The 20,881-nt window shown below is 62.6% G+C and carries 25 protein-coding genes and 1 riboswitch; of the genes, 14 read left to right on the forward strand and 11 right to left on the reverse strand.

Annotated features, from left to right (window positions below; all coding sequences use genetic code 11):
- Window positions 1–98 precede the first annotated feature (98 nt).
- The 6 genes from cysG to YH62_RS00450 all read left to right on the forward strand — a co-directional run bounded on the left by cysG (window position 99) and on the right by YH62_RS00450 (window position 5,812).
- Entirely contained in the window at window positions 99–1,550 is a 1,452-nt protein-coding gene (cysG, locus tag YH62_RS00425; RefSeq protein WP_046792198.1) for a siroheme synthase CysG, read from the forward strand.
- A complete protein-coding gene (locus tag YH62_RS00430; RefSeq protein ID WP_046792199.1) occupies window positions 1,547–1,861 on the forward strand; it encodes a DUF2849 domain-containing protein in 315 nt (104 codons plus the stop codon). Before cysG ends, YH62_RS00430 begins: the two co-directional genes overlap by 4 nt.
- A 7-nt stretch (window positions 1,862–1,868) precedes the next feature.
- The gene (locus YH62_RS00435) at window positions 1,869–3,542 is read left to right on the forward strand and encodes a nitrite/sulfite reductase (RefSeq protein ID WP_046792200.1); all 1,674 of its coding nucleotides are present in this window, start codon (window positions 1,869–1,871) and stop codon (window positions 3,540–3,542) included.
- A complete protein-coding gene (locus tag YH62_RS00440; protein WP_046792958.1) occupies window positions 3,542–4,054 on the forward strand; it encodes a DUF934 domain-containing protein in 513 nt (170 codons plus the stop codon). The genes YH62_RS00435 and YH62_RS00440 overlap by 1 nt, the downstream gene beginning before the upstream one ends.
- Window positions 4,055–4,198: 144 nt before the next feature.
- Complete coding sequence (locus tag YH62_RS00445; protein ID WP_046792201.1) at window positions 4,199–5,014, forward strand: ferredoxin--NADP reductase; 816 nt, start codon at window positions 4,199–4,201, stop codon at window positions 5,012–5,014.
- Window positions 5,015–5,179: 165 nt separating this feature from the next.
- The gene (locus YH62_RS00450) at window positions 5,180–5,812 is read left to right on the forward strand and encodes a LysE family translocator (protein ID WP_046792202.1); all 633 of its coding nucleotides are present in this window, start codon (window positions 5,180–5,182) and stop codon (window positions 5,810–5,812) included.
- A 757-nt stretch (window positions 5,813–6,569) separates the two neighbouring features.
- Here the strand turns inward: YH62_RS00450 and YH62_RS00455 are convergent.
- The 5 genes from YH62_RS00455 to gcvT all read right to left on the reverse strand — a co-directional run bounded on the left by YH62_RS00455 (window position 6,570) and on the right by gcvT (window position 11,804).
- Window positions 6,570–7,013, reverse strand: coding sequence for an SRPBCC family protein (locus YH62_RS00455; protein ID WP_046792203.1), 444 nt, complete (start codon window positions 7,011–7,013; stop codon window positions 6,570–6,572).
- A 93-nt stretch (window positions 7,014–7,106) separates the two neighbouring features.
- Window positions 7,107–7,244 (reverse strand): hypothetical protein, encoded by a 138-nt coding sequence (locus YH62_RS29920; RefSeq protein WP_156176904.1) that lies wholly within the window; start codon window positions 7,242–7,244, stop codon window positions 7,107–7,109.
- 165 nt (window positions 7,245–7,409) lie between these two features.
- Window positions 7,410–10,274, reverse strand: a complete 2,865-nt coding sequence (gene gcvP / locus YH62_RS00460) for an aminomethyl-transferring glycine dehydrogenase (RefSeq protein ID WP_046792204.1) — start codon at window positions 10,272–10,274, stop codon at window positions 7,410–7,412.
- Complete coding sequence (gcvH, locus tag YH62_RS00465) at window positions 10,271–10,633, reverse strand: glycine cleavage system protein GcvH (RefSeq protein WP_046792205.1); 363 nt, start codon at window positions 10,631–10,633, stop codon at window positions 10,271–10,273. The genes gcvP and gcvH overlap by 4 nt, the downstream gene beginning before the upstream one ends.
- A 22-nt stretch (window positions 10,634–10,655) precedes the next feature.
- Entirely contained in the window at window positions 10,656–11,804 is a 1,149-nt protein-coding gene (gene gcvT, locus YH62_RS00470; RefSeq protein ID WP_046792206.1) for a glycine cleavage system aminomethyltransferase GcvT, read from the reverse strand.
- A 158-nt stretch (window positions 11,805–11,962) separates the two neighbouring features.
- Window positions 11,963–12,050, reverse strand: a riboswitch (glycine riboswitch).
- Window positions 12,051–12,212: 162 nt separating this feature from the next.
- On the opposite strand from gcvT, the gene YH62_RS00475 reads away from it, so the two are divergent.
- On the forward strand, window positions 12,213–12,587 hold the full coding sequence (locus YH62_RS00475) for a hypothetical protein (RefSeq protein WP_137326759.1): 375 nt from the start codon (window positions 12,213–12,215) through the stop codon (window positions 12,585–12,587).
- A gap of 75 nt (window positions 12,588–12,662) precedes the next feature.
- Entirely contained in the window at window positions 12,663–13,652 is a 990-nt protein-coding gene (locus tag YH62_RS00480) for a copper chaperone PCu(A)C (protein WP_046792208.1), read from the forward strand.
- Window positions 13,653–13,709: 57 nt separating this feature from the next.
- On the opposite strand, the gene YH62_RS00485 is transcribed toward YH62_RS00480, so the two are convergent.
- Window positions 13,710–14,126: a DUF2000 domain-containing protein gene (locus YH62_RS00485; protein WP_046792209.1), complete on the reverse strand. Its 417-nt coding sequence runs from the start codon at window positions 14,124–14,126 to the stop codon at window positions 13,710–13,712.
- A gap of 137 nt (window positions 14,127–14,263) precedes the next feature.
- On the opposite strand from YH62_RS00485, the gene YH62_RS00490 reads away from it, so the two are divergent.
- On the forward strand, window positions 14,264–14,746 hold the full coding sequence (locus tag YH62_RS00490; protein WP_137326758.1) for an Lrp/AsnC family transcriptional regulator: 483 nt from the start codon (window positions 14,264–14,266) through the stop codon (window positions 14,744–14,746).
- Between the two features lie 6 nt (window positions 14,747–14,752).
- Here the strand turns inward: YH62_RS00490 and YH62_RS00495 are convergent, their stop codons facing one another.
- Complete coding sequence (locus YH62_RS00495; protein WP_046792211.1) at window positions 14,753–15,028, reverse strand: hypothetical protein; 276 nt, start codon at window positions 15,026–15,028, stop codon at window positions 14,753–14,755.
- A gap of 115 nt (window positions 15,029–15,143) precedes the next feature.
- Here YH62_RS00495 and crcB point away from each other — a divergent pair, with 115 nt between their 5' ends.
- Genes crcB through YH62_RS00520 form a run of 5 tightly spaced genes read left to right on the forward strand, consistent with a single transcriptional unit; the run spans window position 15,144 to window position 18,547 of the window.
- On the forward strand, window positions 15,144–15,521 hold the full coding sequence (crcB, locus tag YH62_RS00500) for a fluoride efflux transporter CrcB (protein ID WP_046792959.1): 378 nt from the start codon (window positions 15,144–15,146) through the stop codon (window positions 15,519–15,521).
- A gap of 36 nt (window positions 15,522–15,557) precedes the next feature.
- Window positions 15,558–16,550, forward strand: coding sequence for an RluA family pseudouridine synthase (locus YH62_RS00505; protein WP_046792212.1), 993 nt, complete (start codon window positions 15,558–15,560; stop codon window positions 16,548–16,550).
- Complete coding sequence (locus YH62_RS00510) at window positions 16,547–17,218, forward strand: HAD family hydrolase (protein WP_046792213.1); 672 nt, start codon at window positions 16,547–16,549, stop codon at window positions 17,216–17,218. The genes YH62_RS00505 and YH62_RS00510 overlap by 4 nt, the downstream gene beginning before the upstream one ends.
- Window positions 17,211–18,002 (forward strand): ATP12 family chaperone protein, encoded by a 792-nt coding sequence (locus YH62_RS00515; RefSeq protein ID WP_046792214.1) that lies wholly within the window; start codon window positions 17,211–17,213, stop codon window positions 18,000–18,002. The genes YH62_RS00510 and YH62_RS00515 overlap by 8 nt, the downstream gene beginning before the upstream one ends.
- A 56-nt stretch (window positions 18,003–18,058) precedes the next feature.
- Window positions 18,059–18,547: a hypothetical protein gene (locus tag YH62_RS00520; protein ID WP_046792215.1), complete on the forward strand. Its 489-nt coding sequence runs from the start codon at window positions 18,059–18,061 to the stop codon at window positions 18,545–18,547.
- A gap of 3 nt (window positions 18,548–18,550) precedes the next feature.
- Here YH62_RS00520 and fghA read toward each other — a convergent pair whose 3' ends face one another.
- The 4 genes from fghA to YH62_RS00540 form a co-directional block, all read right to left on the reverse strand.
- On the reverse strand, window positions 18,551–19,384 hold the full coding sequence (gene fghA, locus YH62_RS00525) for an S-formylglutathione hydrolase (RefSeq protein ID WP_046792216.1): 834 nt from the start codon (window positions 19,382–19,384) through the stop codon (window positions 18,551–18,553).
- An 18-nt stretch (window positions 19,385–19,402) separates the two neighbouring features.
- Window positions 19,403–20,074, reverse strand: coding sequence for a DUF1345 domain-containing protein (locus YH62_RS00530; protein ID WP_046792217.1), 672 nt, complete (start codon window positions 20,072–20,074; stop codon window positions 19,403–19,405).
- A gap of 12 nt (window positions 20,075–20,086) precedes the next feature.
- The gene (locus tag YH62_RS00535; RefSeq protein ID WP_046792218.1) at window positions 20,087–20,533 is read right to left on the reverse strand and encodes a YaiI/YqxD family protein; all 447 of its coding nucleotides are present in this window, start codon (window positions 20,531–20,533) and stop codon (window positions 20,087–20,089) included.
- Window positions 20,534–20,649: 116 nt separating this feature from the next.
- On the reverse strand, window positions 20,650–20,838 hold the full coding sequence (locus YH62_RS00540) for a YegP family protein (RefSeq protein ID WP_046792219.1): 189 nt from the start codon (window positions 20,836–20,838) through the stop codon (window positions 20,650–20,652).
- Between the last annotated feature and the right edge of the window lie 43 nt (window positions 20,839–20,881).

Below are 20,881 nucleotides of genomic sequence, written 5' to 3' on the forward strand. Positions count from 1 at the left end.
AGAAGGAAAATGCTGTAGGTGCAATCTCTTGGCATATCCGTTTCTTCATCTTGCAGCCGTCTTCAGGGTAGGGTGCGCGCATGGATCAGGATGTCCGCATGTTCAACAAATCCGAGCGCCTTTCGGTCTTTCCCGCCTTCTTCCGCGTCAGCGGCAAGAGGGTTTCCGTGTTCGGGAATGGCGACGAAGCCTTTGCGAAGGTCCGGCTTCTGTTGAACACGGATGCGAAGATCGTCGCCTATGCATCTGATCCGGAAGCGGATTATGCCGTTTTCCTGTCAGGGCAGGGTATCGAGATCGTCGCGGCCGAATTCTCTCCCGAACAGGTGGAAAATGCCGCTCTCGTGTTCGCCGCGACCGGCGATGCGGCCCTCGATCGCGACATCGTTCTTGCCGCCCGGGCGAGGAAAATTCCCGCAAATGCCGTCGACCAGCCGGAATTTTGCGATTTCTACACGCCGGCACTGGTGAACCGTGCGCCGGTGGCGGTCGCCATCGGCACCGAGGGTGCCGGACCGGTTCTCGCGCAGATGATCCGCGCCCGCATCGATCAGATGCTGTCGCCCTCTCTCGGCCGGCTTGCAGGCCTTGCCGCCGAATATCGCGACGCAGCCGAGCGGCTGGTGCCGCGTGGCGTCTCGCGCCGCATCTTCTGGCGCCGCTTCTTCTCCGGCGATGTCGCAGGCGCAGTGGATGCGAACGATCTGGCCGGTGCTCGCCGCTCGGCCAATGCGCTGCTTTCGGGTTCCGGCCGCGCCGAAGGCCATGTCTGGCTGGTGGGCGCGGGTCCTGGCGCGGAAGACCTGCTGACGCTGCGCGCCCAGCGCGTTTTGATGGAGGCCGATGCGATCGTCTATGACGCGCTCGTGCCGCAGGCGATCGTCGATATGGGCCGCCGCGACGCGGAACGCCTTTCCGTCGGCAAGCGCAAGAACTGCCATTCGAAGTCCCAGGATGAGATCAACCGGCTGCTGGTCGAGCTTGGCCGCCAGGGCAAGCGCGTCGTTCGCCTGAAATCCGGCGATCCGCTGGTTTATGGCCGCGCCGGCGAGGAAATGGCGGCTTTGCGCGAGGCGGGCGTCACCTACGAGATCGTGCCGGGCATTACTTCGGCCTTCGCCGCCGCCGCCGATTTCGACCTGCCGCTGACGCTGCGCGGTGTCGCTTCGTCGTTGATCTTCACCACCGGCCATGACCTTGCCGGCGACGTCCTGCCGGATTGGGCGAGCCTTGCCGTTTCCGGCGCGACGATTGCCGTCTATATGGGGCGCACGGTCGCCGCCTCCGTCGCCGAGCGGCTGATGGGAGCCGGGCTTGCGCCTGAAACGACCGTTGCGGTGGTCGAGAATGCCAGCCGCGCCGACCGGCGGCTTTTCCATGGCGTTCTGCGGGAGCTGCCCGATCTCGAGGCGCGGGAGGATCTCTCCGGCCCGGTAATGGTGATTATCGGCGAGGCTGTCGCCGGTGCGAATTTCGAGAAGTCCGAGCCGCTTTCGGCATTCAAGGCCGAACATGCGAAGGCTCGCGAGGAAGTGGGAATGAGAGGATGACCGACAAGGTTCTGACCGCCAACCGCCTGTCCGACGGCATCGCCGTCTGGCTCGATGCGAACGGCCAGTGGACGGAGAAGCTGCAGGACGCACTGATTGCGCGCCATCCGGAGGCCATCGCCTCCCTGGAAGCGATCGGCAAGCGCGATTTCGCCGCCAATCGCGTCGTGGATGTGAACGTCATCGAGGTGCAGGAAGCCGGCGGGCAGATCTGGCCGCTTCGCCTGCGCGAGCGCATTCGGGCCCAGGGCCCGACCATGGAATATGCCGCCGGCTTCCGCCCCGCCGATCCGGCATTCATCGCAGTCTGAGGAAATCATGTACCGTTACGACGAATTCGACCACGCTTTTGTAACGAGCCGCGTGGAGCAGTTCCGCGATCAGGTGGCGCGCCGCCTTTCCGGCGAGCTGGAGGAAGATGCCTTCAAGCCTCTGCGCCTGATGAACGGGGTCTATCTTCAACTGCACGCCTATATGCTGCGCGTCGCGATACCCTATGGCACGCTGAACGCGAAGCAGATGCGGATGCTGGCGCATATCGCGCGCAAATACGACCGCGGCTATGGCCATTTCACCACCCGCCAGAACATCCAGTACAATTGGCCGAAGCTTTCCGATACGCCGGATATCCTGGCCGAGCTTGCGACCGTCGAGATGCACGCACTGCAGACATCCGGCAACTGCATTCGCAACGTCACCGCCGACCATTTCGCCGGTGCTGCGGCCGATGAGGTCGCCGATCCGCGTCCCTATGCGGAAATCCTGCGCCAGTGGTCCTCCGTCCACCCGGAATTTTCCTTCCTGCCGCGCAAGTTCAAGATCGCCGTCACCGGTGCGGAGCGCGACCGCGCCGCGATCCAGGTGCATGACATCGGCCTGCATCTGAAGAAGAACGAGGCCGGCGAACTCGGTTTTGCCGTCTATGTGGGCGGCGGGCAGGGGCGTACGCCGCTTGTTGCCAAGAAGATCCGCGATTTTCTGCCGGAAGAGGATCTGCTTTCCTACATCACCGCCATCATGCGCGTGTACAATCTTTATGGCCGGCGCGACAACAAGTACAAGGCGCGCATCAAGATCCTCGTGCACGAGACCGGCGTCGAAGAGCTGACCCGCCAGGTCGAGGAGGAATTCGTCCATCTGCAGGGCACCGAACTCAAGCTGCCGGAAGCCGATGTCCAGGCGATCGGCGCCTATTTCGCGCCTCCGGCGCTGGCCGATCGCGCCGAAGGCTGGGCGCAGCTCGCCGGCTGGAAGAAGACCGACGAGGCTTTTGCCCGCTGGGTGAGCCAGAACGTGCAGCCGCACAAGCATCCCGACTACGGCATGGTGACGATTTCGCTCAAGCCCATCGGCGGCATTCCGGGCGATGCCACGCATGAGCAGATGGATGCGATCGCCGATATCGCCGAGGAATATGCTTTCGACGAAATCCGCATCAGCCACGAGCAGAACGTCATCCTGCCGCATGTGGCGCTTGCCGATCTCGAGCCGGTCTATCGCGCGCTGGTGGCGCAGGGGCTGGCGACCGCCAATGCCGGGCTCATCACCGATATCATCGCCTGTCCTGGGCTCGACTACTGCGCGCTGGCGAACGCCCGTTCGATCCCCGTCGCGCAGGAAATCTCCACCCGCTTCGGTTCGCCGGAGCGGCAGGCAGAGATCGGCGAGCTGAAGATCAAGATTTCCGGCTGCATCAATGCCTGCGGCCACCATCATGTCGGCCATATCGGCCTCTTGGGTGTCGAGAAGAAGGGGGCCGAGCTCTACCAGATCACGCTCGGCGGTTCCGGCGACGAGAATACCTCGATCGGCGAGATCATCGGCCGCGGCTTCGAGCCCGAGCGGGTGACGGACGCGATCGAGACCATCGTCGACACCTATCTCAGCCTTCGCCTCTCGAAGGATGAGATCTTTCTCGATGCCTATCGCCGCGTCGGGCCGCAGCCTTTCAAGGACGCGCTCTATGGCGATGCCAAGGCGGAGGCGGCATGATGACGAAGATATGGAGAGAAACCGGCTTCGTCGAAAACGATCCCTGGGTGATCGAAACCGAGGAGCTGAAGGCGACGGAAGAGCAGAAAGTGCTGCTGCCGCTCGATGAGCTGATCGCCAGGGCAGAGGAAAGCAACGATGTCGGGCTCGGCGTGCTGGTCAAGCCCGCCGACGACGTGCGCAAGCTCGAACCCTATCTCTATCGCCTCGAGATCGTCGCGGTGGCCTTCCCCGCCTTCAACGACGGCCGGGCGTTCAGCCATGCCTCGCTGCTGCGCGAGCGGCTCGGCTATCGCAACGAGCTTCGCGCGGTCGGTGATGTGCTGATTGACCAGATCCCGCTGATGCTGCGGGTGGGGATAGACAGCTTCGCCGTGAAGAACGAAACCGCGCTGAAGCGGCTGGAAGAGGGCCGCCTGCCGGGGATCGCCGTCCACTATCAGCCTACGGCGCGGCCAGCCGAAGGCCAGCAGGCCTATAGCTGGCGGCGAAAGGCCGCGGCTGCCGGTTAAACTGGGCTGGCCTCTTCAAAAACCGGAGAATGAGGCACATATTTTGCGCGAGGCGGCGACAAAGGCATTGTGATGCCTTCAAAAGCGGCCTCGCATGGTATAATTCGCTTGTCGCGAACCCAAAAAGACCAAGACGGACCAGGCATGAACGCTCCAGCAAAGAATGAAGATTTCGTAGCGGCGAAGATCCCGGACGGCGTCTATGCCGAGACGGTGCTTGACGTCGAGCATTACACCGAGCACCTGTTCCGCTTCCGGATGACCCGACCCGACGCATTCCGCTTCCGTTCGGGCGAGTTCGCGATGATCGGCCTGATGGTCGGCGAAAAGCCGATCTACCGCGCCTATTCGGTGGCAAGCCCCGCCTGGGACGAGGAGCTGGAATTCTTCTCGATCAAGGTGCCGGACGGGCCGCTGACCTCGCATCTCCAGAAGATCAAGGCGGGCGACACGGTTCTGATGCGCAAGAAGCCGACCGGCACGCTGGTGCTCGATGCGCTGACCCCCGGCAAGCGTCTCTACATGTTTTCGACCGGCACCGGGATCGCGCCGTTTGCAAGCCTCATCCGCGATCCGGAAACCTACGAAAAATTCGACGAGGTGATCCTCACCCATACCTGCCGCGAAGTGGCGGAGCTGAAATACGGCTTCGACCTGATGGAAGAGATCCGGAACCACGAGTTCCTGTCCGAAATCGTCGGCGACAAGCTCAAGCATTATCCGACCGTGACCCGCGAGGATTATCCCTTCCAGGGCCGCATCACGGACCTGATCGAAAACGGCAAGCTCTTCACCGATCTCGGCGTTCCGCCGCTCGATCCGGCGATCGACCGCGGCATGATCTGCGGTTCTTCGGCCATGCTGAAGGACACCAAGGAACTGCTTGAAAAGGCCGGCCTTAACGAAGGCGCCAACAACAAGCCGGGCGAATTCGTCATCGAGCGGGCATTTGTGGGGTGAGGTCCGGTCGGCGTAGCCGACGAAACGATCCAGTGAATCGTTTCGAGGACCGAACGCCCTGAGCCAAAGCGAAGGGCCGGGGCAGCGACGGCGAAGCCCGAGCAATCGATCCAGTGACGTTTCGAAAGCGGTCCTGTAAACAGGATCAAAAGAGGGGCTTCGTTCGTGCCGGAAACAACCAGTCTGCTTGCTTTTGCTTTGATTGCACTGGGCATGGTGCTGACACCCGGCCCGAACATGGTCTATCTGATTTCAAGGTCCATTTGCCAGGGCCGCACAGCGGGGCTGATATCCCTGGGCGGCGTTGCCCTTGGCTTCGTTTTCTACATGATGTGCGCCGCATTCGGGATTACCGCGATCGTCATGGCTGTTCCCTATGCCTATGATGCGCTGCGGTTCGCAGGTGCGCTTTACCTGCTTTATCTGGCATGGCAGGCGGTGAAGCCGGGTGGGAGGTCTCCCTTTCAGGTGAGGGATCTGCCGAAAGACAGCCCCGGTAAGCTTTTCCTGATGGGATTTCTAACCAATCTGCTCAATCCCAAGATAGCGGTCATGTATCTCTCGTTGCTGCCGCAATTCATAAGCCCGGATCATGGCAGCGTGCTGACCCAATCGCTGGTCCTCGGTTTGACGCAGATCTCCATAAGCGTCATCGTCAACACGATGATCGCGATTGCGGCTGGAACGATTGCGGTCTTCCTCGCCAATCGCCCGACATGGCTCGTCATCCAACGATGGCTGATGGGGACGGTTTTGGCGGGCCTTGCCGTGCGAATGGCGACGGAAGCGCGTCGCTGACAAGTCGCAGGGGCGGGGACGTTCCCCGATAAGCCGTTCAATTATATCAGCGACTTAAAGAAATTTTTGCCTCCCTTCATCCCCGTTCTCCGAACCTGTGCCTACAATCTCCCCGTTCCGTCACGGATACACCGGGAGGCGTCCCGGCGAGGCGGAACCGGCGCGGGTCATGAGGGCAAGACGCAAAACCTCATGATCCGGGTTCGCGGAAAATGGTCTCCCTCCGGCGACACGGGGAGAGATGACGGGTTTCGGACCGGCCCATCATCTCTTGATGCCCGAAAAAGCGCGCCGGGCGTGCCTGTGCGGCACACATGGTGGCGACAGTGAATGGGTGGCGAGAGGGTTCGGCCTAAAAACGGCAAGTTCTTCGCCTTAATGTCCCTTGCGCGGCCACGGCAGAGAGATCGAAGTCGCGGGCATAAACCGCCGAACGGGGCGCTGAGAGGTGTCACCTAAACTAAAACTTACGAGGCAGCTTTCAGCTCCCCGTCCGATCCTAATCCAAACCACGACGGCATGCCGGGCGTGGCCAGGGCGTATGAGAAGGCGAAACGCCTCCTCCGTCATCCCTGTTCTCGGACTTGATCCGAGGATCAGTCACAGGGATCCAGCAGCGCCGCGTCCGCGGCGCGGAAGAGTCTTTTCACGCGAAGGACTTCGCGTGGCTGGATCCCGGCTCAGGGCCGGGATGACGAAGAGACCGTGGAGCCAAGGGAGGAATCCGCGCTTGGAAGGAGCAGTCCTGGAGAATGCGCTATTCGTTGATATCCGGCTCGACAAGCTTCGCCAGGTTTCGCAGCGATTCCTGCCAGCCGAGATAGCAGGCTTCGGCGGGAATGAGGTCGGGCACGCCGGCCTGCGTGATATCGATCTCGGTTCCGACCGAAACCTTCTTCAGGATGACGGTTACCTGCATTTCGCCCGGCAGGTTGGGATCGTCGAACCTGTCCGTATAGCGCACCCGCTCGCCCGGTACGAGTTCCAGGTATTCGCCACCGAACGAGTGGCTATTGCCGGTCGTGAAATTGCGGAAGGACATTTTGAACTTGCCGCCTTCCGTTCCCTCGAACTGGTGAACGGTGCAGGTGAAGCCGTTCGGCGGAAGCCATTTGGCAAGTGCGTCAGCCTCGATGAAGGCGCGATAGACCTTTTCCGGGCTGGTTGCGAGGACGCGATGCAGACGAATAGTGCTTGGCATGGTCGTGATCCTTCTGAATTGATGGAGCGTACGACACTAGGACGAACCGAAGTTCGCCGATCCGACAGGGCCGGAAAAAATTTCAGGTGCGCCCTAGCCGAAAAACCAGGAGATCCCGCCGCCGATGACGACGAAGACGACGATCAGGCCGACGATACGGCCGGTGCCGGCGATCGAATCCGTGTCGAAGAACTTGTTCCAGAGCGAACTACCGTTCGATTGCTCATCCATCGGGCCATCCTTTCTTTTTTATCTTCTGACGGTGCCGCACTCACCCTCCCCTTGAGGGGGAGGGTCGGCACGCAGTGCCGGGGTGGGGTGAACAGAACCGGACATCACCCCCACCCATTGCTACGCGATGACCTCCCCCCTCAAGGGGGAGGTGGGAGAAGGTTACTACTCGGCCGCCTCGGCGTAGCTTTCCATCGGCGGGCAGGTGCACACCAGGTTGCGGTCGCCGTAGACGTTGTCGACGCGGTTGACCGGCGACCAGTATTTGTCCACCCGGAAGGCGCCGGGCGGATAGCAGGCCTGCTCGCGGCTGTAGGGACGATCCCATTCGCCGACAAGGTCTTCCACCGTGTGGGGCGCGTTCTTGAGCGGGTTGTTCACCTTGTCCATCCGGCCTTCCTCGATGTCACGGGCTTCCTCGCGGATCGCCAGCATGGCATCGCAGAATCGGTCGAGTTCGGCCTTGGTCTCGCTCTCGGTCGGCTCGATCATCAGCGTGCCGGCCACCGGCCAGCTCATGGTGGGCGCATGGAAGCCGCAGTCGATCAGGCGCTTGGCCACATCGTCCACCGAGACGCCGGCCGATGCGTTGAGCGGGCGCGTGTCGATGATGCACTCATGCGCGACGCGGCCGGATTCGGACTTGTAGAGCACGTCATAGGCGCCCTTCAGCCGGGCGGCGATATAGTTGGCGTTAAGGATCGCCACCTTGGTCGCCTGCGTCAGCCCTTCGCCGCCCATCATCAGGCAGTAGGACCAGGAGATCGGCAGGATCGAGGGCGAGCCGAACGGAGCCGCCGAGACCGCGCCTTCACGGCCGTCCGCTTCCGGGTGACCCGGCAGATAGGGCGCCAGATGCGCCTTAACGCCGATCGGCCCCATGCCGGGACCGCCGCCGCCATGCGGAATGCAGAATGTCTTGTGGAGGTTCAGGTGGCTGACGTCGGAACCGATGTCGCCGGGGCGGGCAAGGCCGACCATGGCGTTCATGTTGGCGCCGTCGAGATAGACCTGACCGCCTTGGCTGTGGGTGATCTCGCAGATCTCCTTGACCGTTTCCTCGAACACTCCGTGCGTGGAGGGATAGGTGATCATGCAGCACGAGAGGTTTTCCGCATATTGCTCTGCTTTTGCTCGGAAATCCTCAAGATCGACATCGCCGTTCTCGCGCGCCTTGACCGGCACGACCTTCATGCCGACCATCTGCGCGGAGGCGGGGTTGGTGCCATGCGCGGAGGTGGGGATGAGGCAGACGTCGCGATGCGTGTCGCCGTTCGCGATGTGGAAATTGCGGATGGTGAGCAGGCCCGCATATTCCCCTTGCGCGCCGGAATTCGGCTGCATGGAGAAGGCGTCGTAGCCGGTGATCTGGCAGAGTTTTTGGGAAAGATCGTCGATCATCTCCCTGTAGCCGAGGGCCTGATCGGCGGGCACGAAGGGATGGATGTCGGAAAATTCCGGCCAGGTGATCGGCAGCATTTCCGCCGTCGCGTTCAGCTTCATGGTGCAGGAGCCGAGCGGGATCATCGCCCGGTCGAGCGCCAGATCGCGGTCCGAGAGCCGGCGGATATAGCGGGTCATCTCGCTTTCCGCGCGGTTCATATGGAAGATCGGGTGCGTCATGTATTCCGACTTGCGCAGAAGCGCGATCGGCAGGCGGTATTCCGGCTCGAAATCCGAGACCTTGAAATTGCCGCCGAAGGCACGCCAGACGGCTTCCAGCGTCGCGGGGCGGGTGCGCTCGTCGAGCGACATGCCGATTTTCGTATTCCCGACCTTGCGCAGGTTGACGCCTTCGGCGACGGCGGCGCGCAGGATGAGGCCCTGCATATGCCCCACCTCGACCGTGAGGGTGTCGAAGAACGTGTCGGGCTCGATGACATAGCCGAGCTTTTCGAGGCCCTTGGCCATCAGCACGGCCTTTTTGTGGACCTGCTGGGCGATTGCCTTCAACCCGTCGGGACCGTGGAAGACGCCGTACATGGAGGCCATAACGGCGAGCAACACCTGGGCGGTGCAGATGTTCGACGTCGCCTTTTCGCGGCGGATGTGCTGCTCGCGGGTCTGCAGCGACAGGCGGTAGGCGCGGTTGCCGCGGGCATCGACCGACACGCCGACAAGCCGGCCGGGCATGGCGCGCTTGTGCGCATCCTTGACCGCCATATAGGCCGCGTGCGGGCCGCCGTAACCGACCGGCACTCCGAAGCGCTGCGAGGAGCCGATGGCGATGTCGGCGCCCATCTCGCCTGGGGATTTGAGCAGCGTCAGCGCCAGCGGGTCGGCAGCGACGGCTGCGACCGCGCCAGTCTGGTGCAGGCGGGCGATCAGGCCCGAGAAATCATGCACATGGCCGTGGGTGCCGGGATACTGGAAGATCGCGCCGAAGACGTCGACCGGGTCGAGGTCGGTCATCGGGTCGCCGACGATCACGGTCCAGCCGAGCGGGGCGGCGCGCGTCTCGATCAGCGCGATGGTCTGCGGATGGCAGGCGCTATCCACGAAGAAGGCGGTCGCCTTCGACTTCGCCTGGCGCTGGCAGAGCGCCATGGCTTCGGCGGCCGCGGTCGCCTCGTCCAGCAGCGAGGCATTGGCGACGTCGAGGCCCGTCAGGTCACAGATCATCGTCTGGAAATTGAGGAGAGCTTCGAGCCGGCCTTGCGAAATTTCCGGCTGATAGGGCGTATAGGCCGTGTACCAGGCGGGGTTTTCCAGGATGTTGCGCTGGATGACCGGCGGCGTGATGGTGCCGTAATAGCCTTGGCCGATCAGCGAGACGAGCGCCTGGTTCTTGTTGGCGGTCTCGCGCAGCTTGTCGAGCGCTTCCCGCTCGGTGAGCGCCGCACCCCAGGTGAGCGGCACCTGCTGGCGGATCGAGGAGGGCACAGTGGCATCGATGAGCGCATCGAGCGAGGGATAGCCGATCACCTTCAGCATCTCGGCCATTTCGGACGGCGAGGGGCCGATATGCCGCCGATTGGCGAAATCGTACGGCTGGTAATCGGTGAAGTGGAAATCGGTGCTATCGGTCATCCGATCAGTTCCTTGTAGGCGGATTCATCAAGCAAAGCATCGGCATCGCTGACGTTCTTCAGCTTGAGCTTGAAGAACCAGGCAGCACCCTGCGGGTCCGAATTGACAAGCGACGGATCGTCGACGATCGCCTGATTGATCTCGGTGACTTCGCCATCCAGCGGACAATAGACGTCGGAAGCAGCCTTCACGCTCTCGACGGTCGCGGCATTGCCGTCCTTGGTAAGCTCCGCGCCCACTTCCGGCAGCTCCACGAAGACGAGGTCGCCGAGCTGTTCGGCGGCGTGGCTCGTGATGCCGACGGTGGCGATATCGCCCTCGAGCTTCAGCCATTCGTGTTCGGCGGTGAATTTCAGCATGGTTCTCTCTCCGGAGCTTTTTTCAGCGTTTGTAGGTTGGGGTAATGAAGGGAAGAGCCGCGACGGCGACAGGCAGATATCTGCCGCGCACCTCGGCGAAAACCTGGGTGCCGGCTTCAGCGAAATCGGTCGGCACGTAGCCCATGGCGACCGGGCCTTCGACCGAGGGGCCGAATGTGCCGGACGTGACTTCGCCGATCTCCCGGCGGCCTTCCGCATCGGCGTAAAGCTTGGCATGCGACCGGACCGGTGCCTTGCCCTCGGGCTTCAGCCCTACACGGCGGCGCGAGGTGCCGTTCGTGAGTTCATCCAGAATACGGCCCGCTCCCGGGAAACCGCCGGAGCGAGCACCGCCGTTGCGGCGGGCCTTCTGGATCGCCCATTCGAGCGCAGCTTCGATCGGAGAGGTATCGGTGTCGATATCGTTGCCATAGAGACAAAGGCCGGCCTCGAGGCGCAGCGAGTCACGCGCGCCGAGCCCGATCGGCATGCAGTGCGGGTCTTCGAGCAGAGCCTTGGCGATCTGTTCGGCGCTTTCGGCGGGAACTGAGATCTCGAAACCGTCTTCTCCGGAATATCCGGAGCGGGAGATGATGCAGGGAACATCGTGAAGGCTGGCGTCGCAGACATCCATGAATTTCATGTCGGTGACATCCGGCCAGAATTCGGCGAGCACTGCTTCTGCGCGCGGTCCCTGGAGGGCAAGAAGCGCGCGATCCTCGAGCGGCGTCACGTCGCAGCCGGAAAGATGCGCCTTCATGTGCGCAATATCGGCTTCCTTGCAAGCGGCGTTGACGACGACGAGCAGATGGTCGCCGCGATTGGTAATCATCAGATCGTCGAGAATGCCGCCGTTCTCATCGGTGAAGAAACCGTAGCGCTGACGGCCTTCCTTGAGGCCGAGGATATCGACCGGAACGAGGCTTTCGAGGGCGAGCGCGGCATCCTCATAGGCGCCGGATCTCGCTTTGACGATCACCTGACCCATGTGGGAGACGTCGAACAGGCCGGAGGCGGCGCGGGTTTGAAGGTGCTCCTTCAGCACGCCTGCCGGATATTGCACCGGCATGTCATAGCCTGCGAACGGCACCATTTTCGCACCGAGCGAAACATGCAGCGCGTGCAGCGGCGTTTTCTTGAGAGCGGTATGATCGCTGGTCTTGTCGTCCAAGGGACGCCTCCAGGTTTGGCGCCCAATATCGAACGGCGCGCCGGCTCAGTTTCAGGCGCGGTGAAGCGCCGGTTTCGAGCCCCCTCTGTCCTTTTCGCCTGAGATTGTTATCCCTTCGGCGAGCCTTCCTTGCGGAGGCTTCTCTCCAGAGTCCTGTCGGTTGCCTGCTGGTCCTTTTGCCTGAGAGTTTCCGGGGCGGTTGCTCCTTCGGCACCGCATCGAAGCGGCTTCTCCCAGCGGGCTGGCCGTCATTATCGGCGAGGGTATCCGCTTGGCAAGAGCCAAATGTCGCTGTCAGCAAGATTTTCGTCGCGTCACTTCAATGCATGGGAAGAGAGGACGCGACAATTCATCTTTTGCTCTTGCCCCGGAACTGCGATATCGGAGCATGGTCAAACAGGTGAGGGCATGACGGGTGGAATGAAGACAGCGGCGAAGCTTTTGCGCATCCTCTGCGCAGCGGTGCTGCTGTCGCTCGGATTTGCCCATCAGCCGGTCATCGCCGCCGCGCCGCTTGCTTCCTTTGACGAGGCCGATCGGCTGCCGGACGGCACTTTCGCGGAAATCTGCACCGAAGGCGGCCACGACAAGCTTCCGGCGGCAAGGCCTGTCTGCGAGGTCTGCCTGCTCACCGGCTCGATCATCTTGCCGCAGCCGAGCGACGAAGCCTGGCTTACGAGGAGCCAGGCGTTCCTTTTCAGCCCGCTGACGGGCGAGGCGCAGGTCCTTGGGCGAAGGCCGCTGCTGCGGCCGAAATCCCGCGCGCCACCGCCGGCAGCCTGATCGCTTTTACCCGAATGCATCAAATCATTCCCGGATCGATGGCCGAGATGCGCCATTGCCGGAAAAGGACATCCGATGAAGACCATCAACATGATCGCCCTGACGGGCATTTTCGCCGCCGCCGGCATTGCCGAGGCTCAGGCGCACGCAACCTTCACCCAGTCATCCGCGACCGAGGAAAGCTATGTCGTAGCGGCGCTGCAGGTGCCGCACGGCTGCGACGGCAAGGCGACGACCGAGGTGCAGATCAAGCTGCCGGAAGGTTTCGTTCTCGCCAAGCCGCAGCCGAAGCCCGGCTGGGAACTGGAGATCATCTCCGGCGACTACGCGAAGGCCTATGACGACCATGGTGACAAGGTGACGTCCGGTCCGGTGGAAATCCGCTGGAAGAACGGCGACCTGCCGGATGCCTACTACGATACCTTCGTCGTTCGCGGCAAAATCTCGGGCGTTGCGGTCGGCACCGCGCTTGCCTTCCCGACGGTTCAGCTCTGCGGAACGGATGGCCGGGTCGCATGGGATGAGGTTGCCGCAGCAGGGATCAATCCGCATTCGCTGAAAAGCCCGGCGCCGGTGATCGAAGTCGCGGCAAAGGCGGAAGAGGGGCACGGCGAACATGCCGGCCACGGAGATCACGCCGCGGCTCCCCCGGCTCATGGGGAGGCGGTGAAAATCGGAAACCTCGAAGTGACGGGCGCCTTCACCAAGGCGATGCTGCCCGGCCAGCCGGTCGGCGGCGGCTATTTCACCGTGAAGAACAACGGAGGCGAGGATGACGTGCTGGTCTCCGCATCCTCTTCCATCGCTGGCGCCGTCGAGCTGCACGAGATGGAAATGCAGGGGCAGGTGATGAAGATGCGCAAGCTGGAAACGGGCATTCCCGTTCCGGCCGGCAAGACGGTGGAGCTCACCCCTGGCGGCCTGCACTTGATGTTCATGAAGGTGAAGGAGCCGTTCAAGCAGGGCGCGAGCGTGCCGGTGACGCTGACATTCGAAAAGGCCGGCAGCGTCGACCTCGTGTTGCCGGTGGAAGCGGCCGGACCCGGCGGGCACCAGCATAACTGATCGGAACAGGGCCGCTCGATCGCGGCCCTTTTCATATTCAGCCCAAGAGCGTGTTGTTTAACGCAACAGCTTGAGGCTGCCGGTCAGCGACTTCACCCATTTCGCCGGACCGGCGATGCCGAGGCCGTCTATGGTTTCCTGCGTCAGGTCGCGATCCGGGAACGCGGCCTCGTATTCCCTATAGTCGTGAAGCGAACGGGCGAAAGCCGGAAAGGCGACCACCGATTGCCGCTCGGCGTGGTCGATCGCCTTCAGCATGATCGAGCGGATCGTATCCGTATCGGCCTGGAGGATGGGAACGGGGCGGTTCGAGCTGATATCGATGGCGCGGCCATCGCGATCCGCCAGCTGCCGGGCGGCGAGAAGCGGCAGCTTCGCCCCGAGGCCGATGGAGACGGCGCCGACCGTGTTTGCGAGGAAGCCGAGGGAAAGGGCAGGGTTCACGATAATCGCGAGGCGGATGTCGTCGTTCATGGCAATCTGGATATCTTCCGTGAGGGTTGGACCGCGAAATTACAGCCGATCTCCGGGGCGATCCTGCCTTTTGATTTTCCCTTTGCCTCAATTTTGGTAGCTTCTACCGAAAATCACGGCACTTGAGGTGAAGAATTGTGGAAAATGAGCTTGAGCCGGTAGACCTGCGAATCCTCGAAGCCCTGCAGGAGGACGGCCGCCTGACCAACCAGGCGCTTTCGGAAAGGGTCGGCCTTTCGACCTCGCCGAGCTGGAGACGGGTGCGCCAGCTTGAGGAAAACGGCGTGATACAGGGCTATCGCGCCGTGCTCGACCGGCGCGCGGTAGGGCTCGGCGTGCTGGCCTTCATCCGCGTGAAGATCGACAGCCACAGCGCCGAGGAGGCAGAATCCTTCGCGGCGGAGGTCATCGGTCTGGAAGAGGTGGTGGCCTGCTACAGTATCGCGGGGGACGCGGATTTCCTGCTGCAGGTAGTGGCGCCCGACCTCGACCACTATGCGGATTTCGCGATGTCGACGCTGCGTCGGCTTCCGCGCATCAAGGAAATGCAGACGACCTTCGTTCTCAAGGAGATCAAGCGGTTCGACGGGCTGCCGCTTCGTTTCGCCGGCGAGCGATAGCGGGGTTCAGAAATCCAGCTCGCGATAGGCGGCTTCGGCCTGGCGCAATGTCGTCTGCTGCTGCGGCTGGCGGCCGGAACTCAGGACGTCGATGGAGACAGCGGCCGGAGGAACGAGGCCGGGGGCTGCGGGGTCGCTGACGTTTTCGGCCCGGCGTATGTTGCGATCGGCATCGGCCTTGGTGTCGGCAACCTGATCCTTCACCGACACGCGCCGGGCATGCCGCAGCGTTTCCGCCGCATAGGCAGCCGTATTGGCCGAAACACTCACCACCAGCGTCATAGTAACCCTCTCTCCATTCGGGAGAAGGTAAGCCGCCGCGGTTTGTTCACCGCTTAACCGAAAAGCCGGCATTTTACCGATTTCACCTTTTTTCTTTTTGGCTTACATGGGTTCCATGAACCACATTCTGCTCGTTGCCCTCGGCGGGGCCATCGGTTCCGTCTGCCGCTATCTCGTCGGCCTCTGGACGCTCCGGCACCTGGGAGCGGCATTTCCGTGGGGGACGCTCGCCGTCAATGTGATCGGCTCCTTCATGATCGGCCTCCTGGCGGAAATCATCGTGCGCAGGTTCAGTGCCTCGCCGGAAATGCGGCTTCTGCTGATCACCGGTTTCCTCGGCGGGTTCACGACGTTTTCGGCCTTCTCGCTGGACATTGTGGCGCTCTTCGAGCGGGGCGCGATGCTGGTCGGTGCGGCCTATATCGGCGCGAGCATCGTCGTTTCGCTGGGCGCCGTCTTCGCCGGACTGGCGCTCGGGCGGGTAATGTTCTAAGGACCCACGAACCTTTTAAATAACGAAAGAGCTTTGATGTCAGGCATCGAGCATATCCGCGTCGGGGCGGACGAGGGAGGCATGCGCCTGGACCGCTGGTTCAAGGTGCATTATCCCGGCCTCGGCTTCGGCGCATTGCAGAAATTGCTGCGGTCCGGCCAGGTGCGTGTCGACGGCGGCCGCGTGAAGAGCGATGCCCGCGTGCAGCCCGGACAGATGGTACGCATTCCGCCGATGGACGTGGATGCCAAGAAGGCCGGACCGATCGCAGGCAAGGACCTGAAGCACGCCGGCGACTATGAGCTGTTGCAGCGCATGGTGCTGCACGAGGACGACAAGGTGATCGTTCTCAACAAGCCGGCCGGGCTTGCCGTTCAGGGCGGCTCGGGCGTGACGCGTCATATCGACCAGATGCTCGACGCCTGGATAAGCCCGAAGGGCGAGAAGCCGCGCCTCGTCCACCGGCTCGACCGCGATACATCCGGCGTGCTGGTGATCGCCCGCACGCGCGGCGCGGCGCAGAAGCTGACGGCCGCCTTCCGCGAGCGCGACACCAAGAAGACCTATTGGTCGCTGGTGAAGGGCGTGCCGCGCAAGCACGAGGACAAGATTTCCACCTGGTTGGTGAAGGAACAGACGCCGGACGGCGACCGCATGCGCATCGCCAAGCATGGCGAAGACGGCGCCGATCACGCGGTGTCCTACTATCGCGTACTGGAGACGGCGGCGCAGACGCTCGCCTGGCTGGAAATGGAACCCTATACAGGGCGTACCCACCAGCTTCGCGTCCATGCGCTGCATATCGGTCATCCGATCATCGGCGATCCGAAATATTTCGACGACGACCACAACTGGCCCTTCCCGGGGGGCATCCAGAAGCGGCTGCACCTTCATGCCCGCCACATCGACATTCCGCATCCGAATGGCGGGCGGCTGAGGGTCACGGCGCCGCTGCCGCCGCATATGGTTCAGAGCTGGAACCTTTTGGGGTTCGACATGGAAAACGGTTTGAGAGACGACGACCGATGAAATTGGTGCTTTTCGATTGCGACGGCACGCTGGTCGACAGCGCCGGGCTGATCCATGAAACCATGCGCCGCACCTTTGCGCAGTTCGGCAAACCCGAGCCGAAGGTTGAAACCACGAAGGCGATCATCGGGCTCACCCTCGACATTGCGATCGCCCGTATGCAGGGCAAGGAGCATGTCGACGACGAAGCGGTCGAGATGACGGCCTATTACAAATCGCTGTTCTCCGTCGTGCGGCAGGACCTCGATTTTCGCGAGCCCTTGTTTCCCGGCATCCGCGAGGTCATCGATGCGATCGGCCCGCGCGAGGACCTGCTGATCGGCGCGGTTACCGGCAAATCGCGGCGCGGGCTGAATCTCATCATGGAGACCCACGGCTTCGACAAATATTTCGTGGTGGGCCGGACGGCGGACGACTGCCCCTCCAAGCCGCACCCCGCAATGGTGACGGAATGCTGCGACGAGACCGGCATGAAGCCGGCCGATACTCTTGTCATCGGCGACGCGATCTACGATATGCAGATGGCGAAGGCTGCGGGCGCGACCGCGATCGGCGTGGCCTGGGGCTATGCCTCGGTCGAGGAATTGAGGCAGGCCGGCGCCGACGCGATCGTCCATCATCCGAGCGAGCTGCTGAGCCATATCGGCCTGGAATATTCTCATGCGTGACATCTTTCCCGATCCTTCCGAGGTGCTGAGCCATGCCGACCCGACGCGGCGGGCGCAGATCCAGATGCAGAAGCCGTTGCCGAAACGCTTCTACAAGGACGTGACGGTGGTGGAAGGCGAGGAGGGCCATGCGGTCCATCTCGACGGACGCGCCGTCAAGACCCCGGCAAAGAAGCCGCTTGCGGTGCCGACCGCGGCGCTCGGCGAACTGCTGCGCGAAGAGTGGGCGGCTCAAGCCGACGTGATCGACCCCGCCACCATGCCGGTGACGCGGCTCGTCAATACGGCGATCGATGGCGTGGCGGCCGACCCCCAAGCCGTTTTCGAGGACATTCTGCGCTTCTCCGCAAGCGATATGCTCTGCTACCGGGCCGAAGGGCCGGAGAACCTCGTCGCCCGGCAGAGCGAGCAATGGGACCCGATCATCGACTGGGCGGCGAACGAGCGCGGCGCGCGCTTCATCCTGATCGAGGGCATCATGCCGCAGGAGCAGCCGAAAGAGGCGATCGCTGCCCTGGCGGTGACGCTCGGGAAATACGATACGCCGATCGAACTTGCCAGCCTGCACACGGTGACGACGCTCACGGGGTCCGCTCTGCTTGCGCTTGCCTTTGCCGAGGGCCGCATCACGGCCGAAGAGGCCTGGACCCTCGCGCATCTCGACGAGGACTGGACCAACGAGCACTGGGGCATCGATGCGGAAGCCGAGCATCGCCGCGCCAAGCGGCACGAGGAGATGCAGGCGGCGGTGAAGGTGTTCGCCGCGCTGAAAGCTGCCGCTTAATTCTTCTCTAACCCCGATCTGGGAACATTCGGAAAAGCCGTTTCTGCGGATTTCCGATGTACCGTCGTCTATTTCGTCATTTTCTCGTCCTGTCCTGCGTTCTGCCGCTGATGTCGTTCCGGATGGAACAGGCGGGCATGCCGCCGGAAAACCTGCTCTATGACGTGCGCAGCGCGATCGTGACGGCGCAGGCGGATGTCTCCCGCCAACTGGTGGCGGAAACCGACCGGCTGGTGGACCAGGCGATCCACGCGACCGTGAGGCAGGTTTCGCTGCCGCGCGCCATCCTGGCCGTCCGGATCGACCGAACCGCCTATGTGCCGCTCGTCATCGGAGGCCGGCACGAGGCGAGGGTGAGGGTGGAGGCGATCGCGGTCGGCAATGGAGAACCGATTGCCGACGGCGGTTTCAAGGTATCCGCCTTCGCGCTCGACCGGGCGAATGGCGACGAGATTCTGGCGGAAAGGATTGCGCGGCGCATCGCGGCGGAATTCCGGCTGAGGGAGCAGGGACGAACGACGCTCGCGACGGCTCTGTTTCCGTGAGGACTATCCCAATCGCTCCGCGTGCCAGCGGAGATGGTCGTCCATGAAAGTCGAGATGAAATAGTAGGAGTGGTCGTAGCGCTCGTGCATTCTGAGCGTCAGGCGGATATCCGTTCCCTTGACCGCGTCTTCGAACAGCCAGGGACGCAGGCCGGTTTCGAGAAATCCGTCGGCCTTGCCCTGATCGATCAGGAATTCCGGGAAGCGGGCGCCGTCCTCGACGAGCGCGCAAGCATCGTATTGCCGCCATGTGGCCTTATCCGGCCCCAGATATTTTTCGAAGGCGGGCGCCGACCAGTCGGCGGTGGAGGGCTGAACGATCGGCGCGAAGGCGGAGCAGCTCTTGAAGCGCTCGGGATTTTTCAGCGCGACGGTCATGGCGCCATGACCGCCCATGGAGTGGCCGAAGATGCCTTGTCGCTCCATGTCGATGCGGAAATGCTGACTGACGAGCGCCGGTAGCTCTTCCGCGACGTAAGCGTACATCCGGTAGTTTTCCGCCCAGGGCTTTTCCGTGGCGTCGAGATAGAATCCGGCGCCCTTGCCCATCTGCCAATTGGTGAGTTCGTCGGGCACGTCGTTGCCGCGCGGGCTGGTATCCGGGCAGACGATGATGAGGCCGAGTTCGGCCGCTAGCCGGCGATACTCGCCTTTTTCCATGACATTGGCATGGGTGCAGGTGAGGCCCGAGAGATACCACAGAACCGGGCAGGGCTCGTTGATTGCCTTGGGCGGCACGAAGACGGCAAAGGTCATCTCGCAATTGCAGGCTTCGGAATCATGCGCGAACACGCCCTGCATTCCGCCGAAGGCGGTGGTTTGCGAAATTATCTTCATCGGAAGTTCCCTTGCATATCAGCCCGCCAGCGCGACGACGGCGTTGACCGAGGCGGCGACGAGCACGGTGTTGAAGAAGAAGGATACGACCGCATGCACCAGGTTGATACGGCGCATGGCGGTGGTCGTGATCACGACATCGGAAGTCTGGGCGGTCATTCCGATGACGAAGGCGAAATAGAGGAATTCCCAGCCGCTGGGATCGGCTGTTCTGGGAAAGGTCAGGCCGCCGCGCTTGCCCTTACCCCCGCGCTCAGCCTCGACGGCCGGTTCCGGGCGCCAATAGAGATGGGCGTAGTGCATCGCGAACATGATGTGGATGGTGAGCCAGCCGAGCGCCACCGAAACGAAGGCGATCACGATCTCGACAGGGCCGGCGGGGAGTTGGCGATTGAGGACGCTGAAAAGGGAAATGATGGCAGCGACGACCGCCAGAAGGGTGACGGCGAGGATGACGGGGGCGGGCTCGTCATCACGCTCGGCGCGCCGCCTGAGGAGTGCCGGCGTGAGCCGGGGAATGCGCTCCGCCATCAGCCCGAGATAGATCAGGAAGAAGACGACCACCGTCACGCCGGGAGCGAGCCTCGGCGCGTAGAAAAGCAGAAAGGGCAGGCAGACGAGCGCAACGACGGTGCCGGCATAGAAAGGGCCGTGCCGCTGATGCCTCAATCTTTGCCACAGCGAGGTCATCGTCGAGACTCCTCAGGCGCCCGATTTGGCGCGACGGCAAAGCCTGTCCAGGGTTTCGAGAAATTTGGACCGGTCGCGGGCGGTGAAGGCGGCATTGTAGCCCTTGCTCTCGCCGGTCTCGCGCAGATGCGCGCCGAGATCCCGCATGGCGGAGGCCATCCCGATATTCGTGTCGTCAAAAACACGGCCGCTGGGACCCGTGACGAGCGCGCCCTTGGCGACGCAGCGGACCGCCAGAGGCACATCCGCCGTGACGACGACATCGCCTGTGTCCGCACGCTCGGCAATCCAGTCATCGGCGGCGTCGAAGCCGGCGGAAACGATGACATTGTGTACCATCGGATCGCGGGAGGGTCGCAGGCCGGAATTGGCGACGAACGTCACTTCAAGACCATGACGTTCGGCCACTTTCAGGATTTCCGGCTTGACCGGGCAGGCATCGGCATCGACATAGATCATTCCACTATCCTTCAGGCGCGCATCACTTCAATGCCGCGTATGACACATGCCAGGCATGTTCAAGGCGATCGCGGCTCTAGAGATTATGTCGCAAGCATGAAGGGAGGGGAAATCACTCAGGCGAGGGCCACCGTCTGGTCGTCGGTCGTCGCGCCGGGAGCGTTGGCTTTGATGGATTCGATGGCGGAGACGGCGGAAGACTTGGCCGAATAGCCCTCGGACGAGAACATGATCTGGCCGTTCGGAGCCTTAAAGCGGAAACGGAACTCGCCGGCCTTATCCTTGTAGATTTCGAACTTGTACATCTGGGATGCCCCCGTTTGTTGGAACAATGGGATGATAGATGCG

Origin of the sequence: Rhizobium sp. LC145 (genome assembly GCF_001005825.1) — a bacterium.
Classification (GTDB): domain Bacteria; phylum Pseudomonadota; class Alphaproteobacteria; order Rhizobiales; family Rhizobiaceae; genus Neorhizobium.

What these genes read in the sequence shown, in the direction of transcription:
- cysG (WP_046792198.1), top strand. Translation starts at nt 99, where the DNA reads ATGTTCAACAAATCCGAGCGCCTTTCGGTCTTTCCCGCCTTCTTCCGC.
- YH62_RS00430 (WP_046792199.1), top strand. Translation starts at nt 1,547, where the DNA reads ATGACCGACAAGGTTCTGACCGCCAACCGCCTGTCCGACGGCATCGCC.
- YH62_RS00435 (WP_046792200.1), top strand. Translation starts at nt 1,869, where the DNA reads ATGTACCGTTACGACGAATTCGACCACGCTTTTGTAACGAGCCGCGTG.
- YH62_RS00440 (WP_046792958.1), top strand. Translation starts at nt 3,542, where the DNA reads ATGACGAAGATATGGAGAGAAACCGGCTTCGTCGAAAACGATCCCTGG.
- YH62_RS00445 (WP_046792201.1), top strand. Translation starts at nt 4,199, where the DNA reads ATGAACGCTCCAGCAAAGAATGAAGATTTCGTAGCGGCGAAGATCCCG.
- YH62_RS00455 (WP_046792203.1), bottom strand. Translation starts at nt 7,013, where the DNA reads ATGCCAAGCACTATTCGTCTGCATCGCGTCCTCGCAACCAGCCCGGAA.
- YH62_RS29920 (WP_156176904.1), bottom strand. Translation starts at nt 7,244, where the DNA reads ATGGATGAGCAATCGAACGGTAGTTCGCTCTGGAACAAGTTCTTCGAC.
- gcvP (WP_046792204.1), bottom strand. Translation starts at nt 10,274, where the DNA reads ATGACCGATAGCACCGATTTCCACTTCACCGATTACCAGCCGTACGAT.
- gcvH (WP_046792205.1), bottom strand. Translation starts at nt 10,633, where the DNA reads ATGCTGAAATTCACCGCCGAACACGAATGGCTGAAGCTCGAGGGCGAT.
- YH62_RS00475 (WP_137326759.1), top strand. Translation starts at nt 12,213, where the DNA reads ATGACGGGTGGAATGAAGACAGCGGCGAAGCTTTTGCGCATCCTCTGC.
- YH62_RS00480 (WP_046792208.1), top strand. Translation starts at nt 12,663, where the DNA reads ATGAAGACCATCAACATGATCGCCCTGACGGGCATTTTCGCCGCCGCC.
- YH62_RS00485 (WP_046792209.1), bottom strand. Translation starts at nt 14,126, where the DNA reads ATGAACGACGACATCCGCCTCGCGATTATCGTGAACCCTGCCCTTTCC.
- YH62_RS00495 (WP_046792211.1), bottom strand. Translation starts at nt 15,028, where the DNA reads ATGACGCTGGTGGTGAGTGTTTCGGCCAATACGGCTGCCTATGCGGCG.
- crcB (WP_046792959.1), top strand. Translation starts at nt 15,144, where the DNA reads ATGAACCACATTCTGCTCGTTGCCCTCGGCGGGGCCATCGGTTCCGTC.
- YH62_RS00505 (WP_046792212.1), top strand. Translation starts at nt 15,558, where the DNA reads ATGTCAGGCATCGAGCATATCCGCGTCGGGGCGGACGAGGGAGGCATG.
- YH62_RS00510 (WP_046792213.1), top strand. Translation starts at nt 16,547, where the DNA reads ATGAAATTGGTGCTTTTCGATTGCGACGGCACGCTGGTCGACAGCGCC.
- YH62_RS00515 (WP_046792214.1), top strand. Translation starts at nt 17,211, where the DNA reads ATGCGTGACATCTTTCCCGATCCTTCCGAGGTGCTGAGCCATGCCGAC.
- YH62_RS00520 (WP_046792215.1), top strand. Translation starts at nt 18,059, where the DNA reads ATGTACCGTCGTCTATTTCGTCATTTTCTCGTCCTGTCCTGCGTTCTG.
- fghA (WP_046792216.1), bottom strand. Translation starts at nt 19,384, where the DNA reads ATGAAGATAATTTCGCAAACCACCGCCTTCGGCGGAATGCAGGGCGTG.
- YH62_RS00530 (WP_046792217.1), bottom strand. Translation starts at nt 20,074, where the DNA reads ATGACCTCGCTGTGGCAAAGATTGAGGCATCAGCGGCACGGCCCTTTC.
- YH62_RS00535 (WP_046792218.1), bottom strand. Translation starts at nt 20,533, where the DNA reads ATGATCTATGTCGATGCCGATGCCTGCCCGGTCAAGCCGGAAATCCTG.
- YH62_RS00540 (WP_046792219.1), bottom strand. Translation starts at nt 20,838, where the DNA reads ATGTACAAGTTCGAAATCTACAAGGATAAGGCCGGCGAGTTCCGTTTC.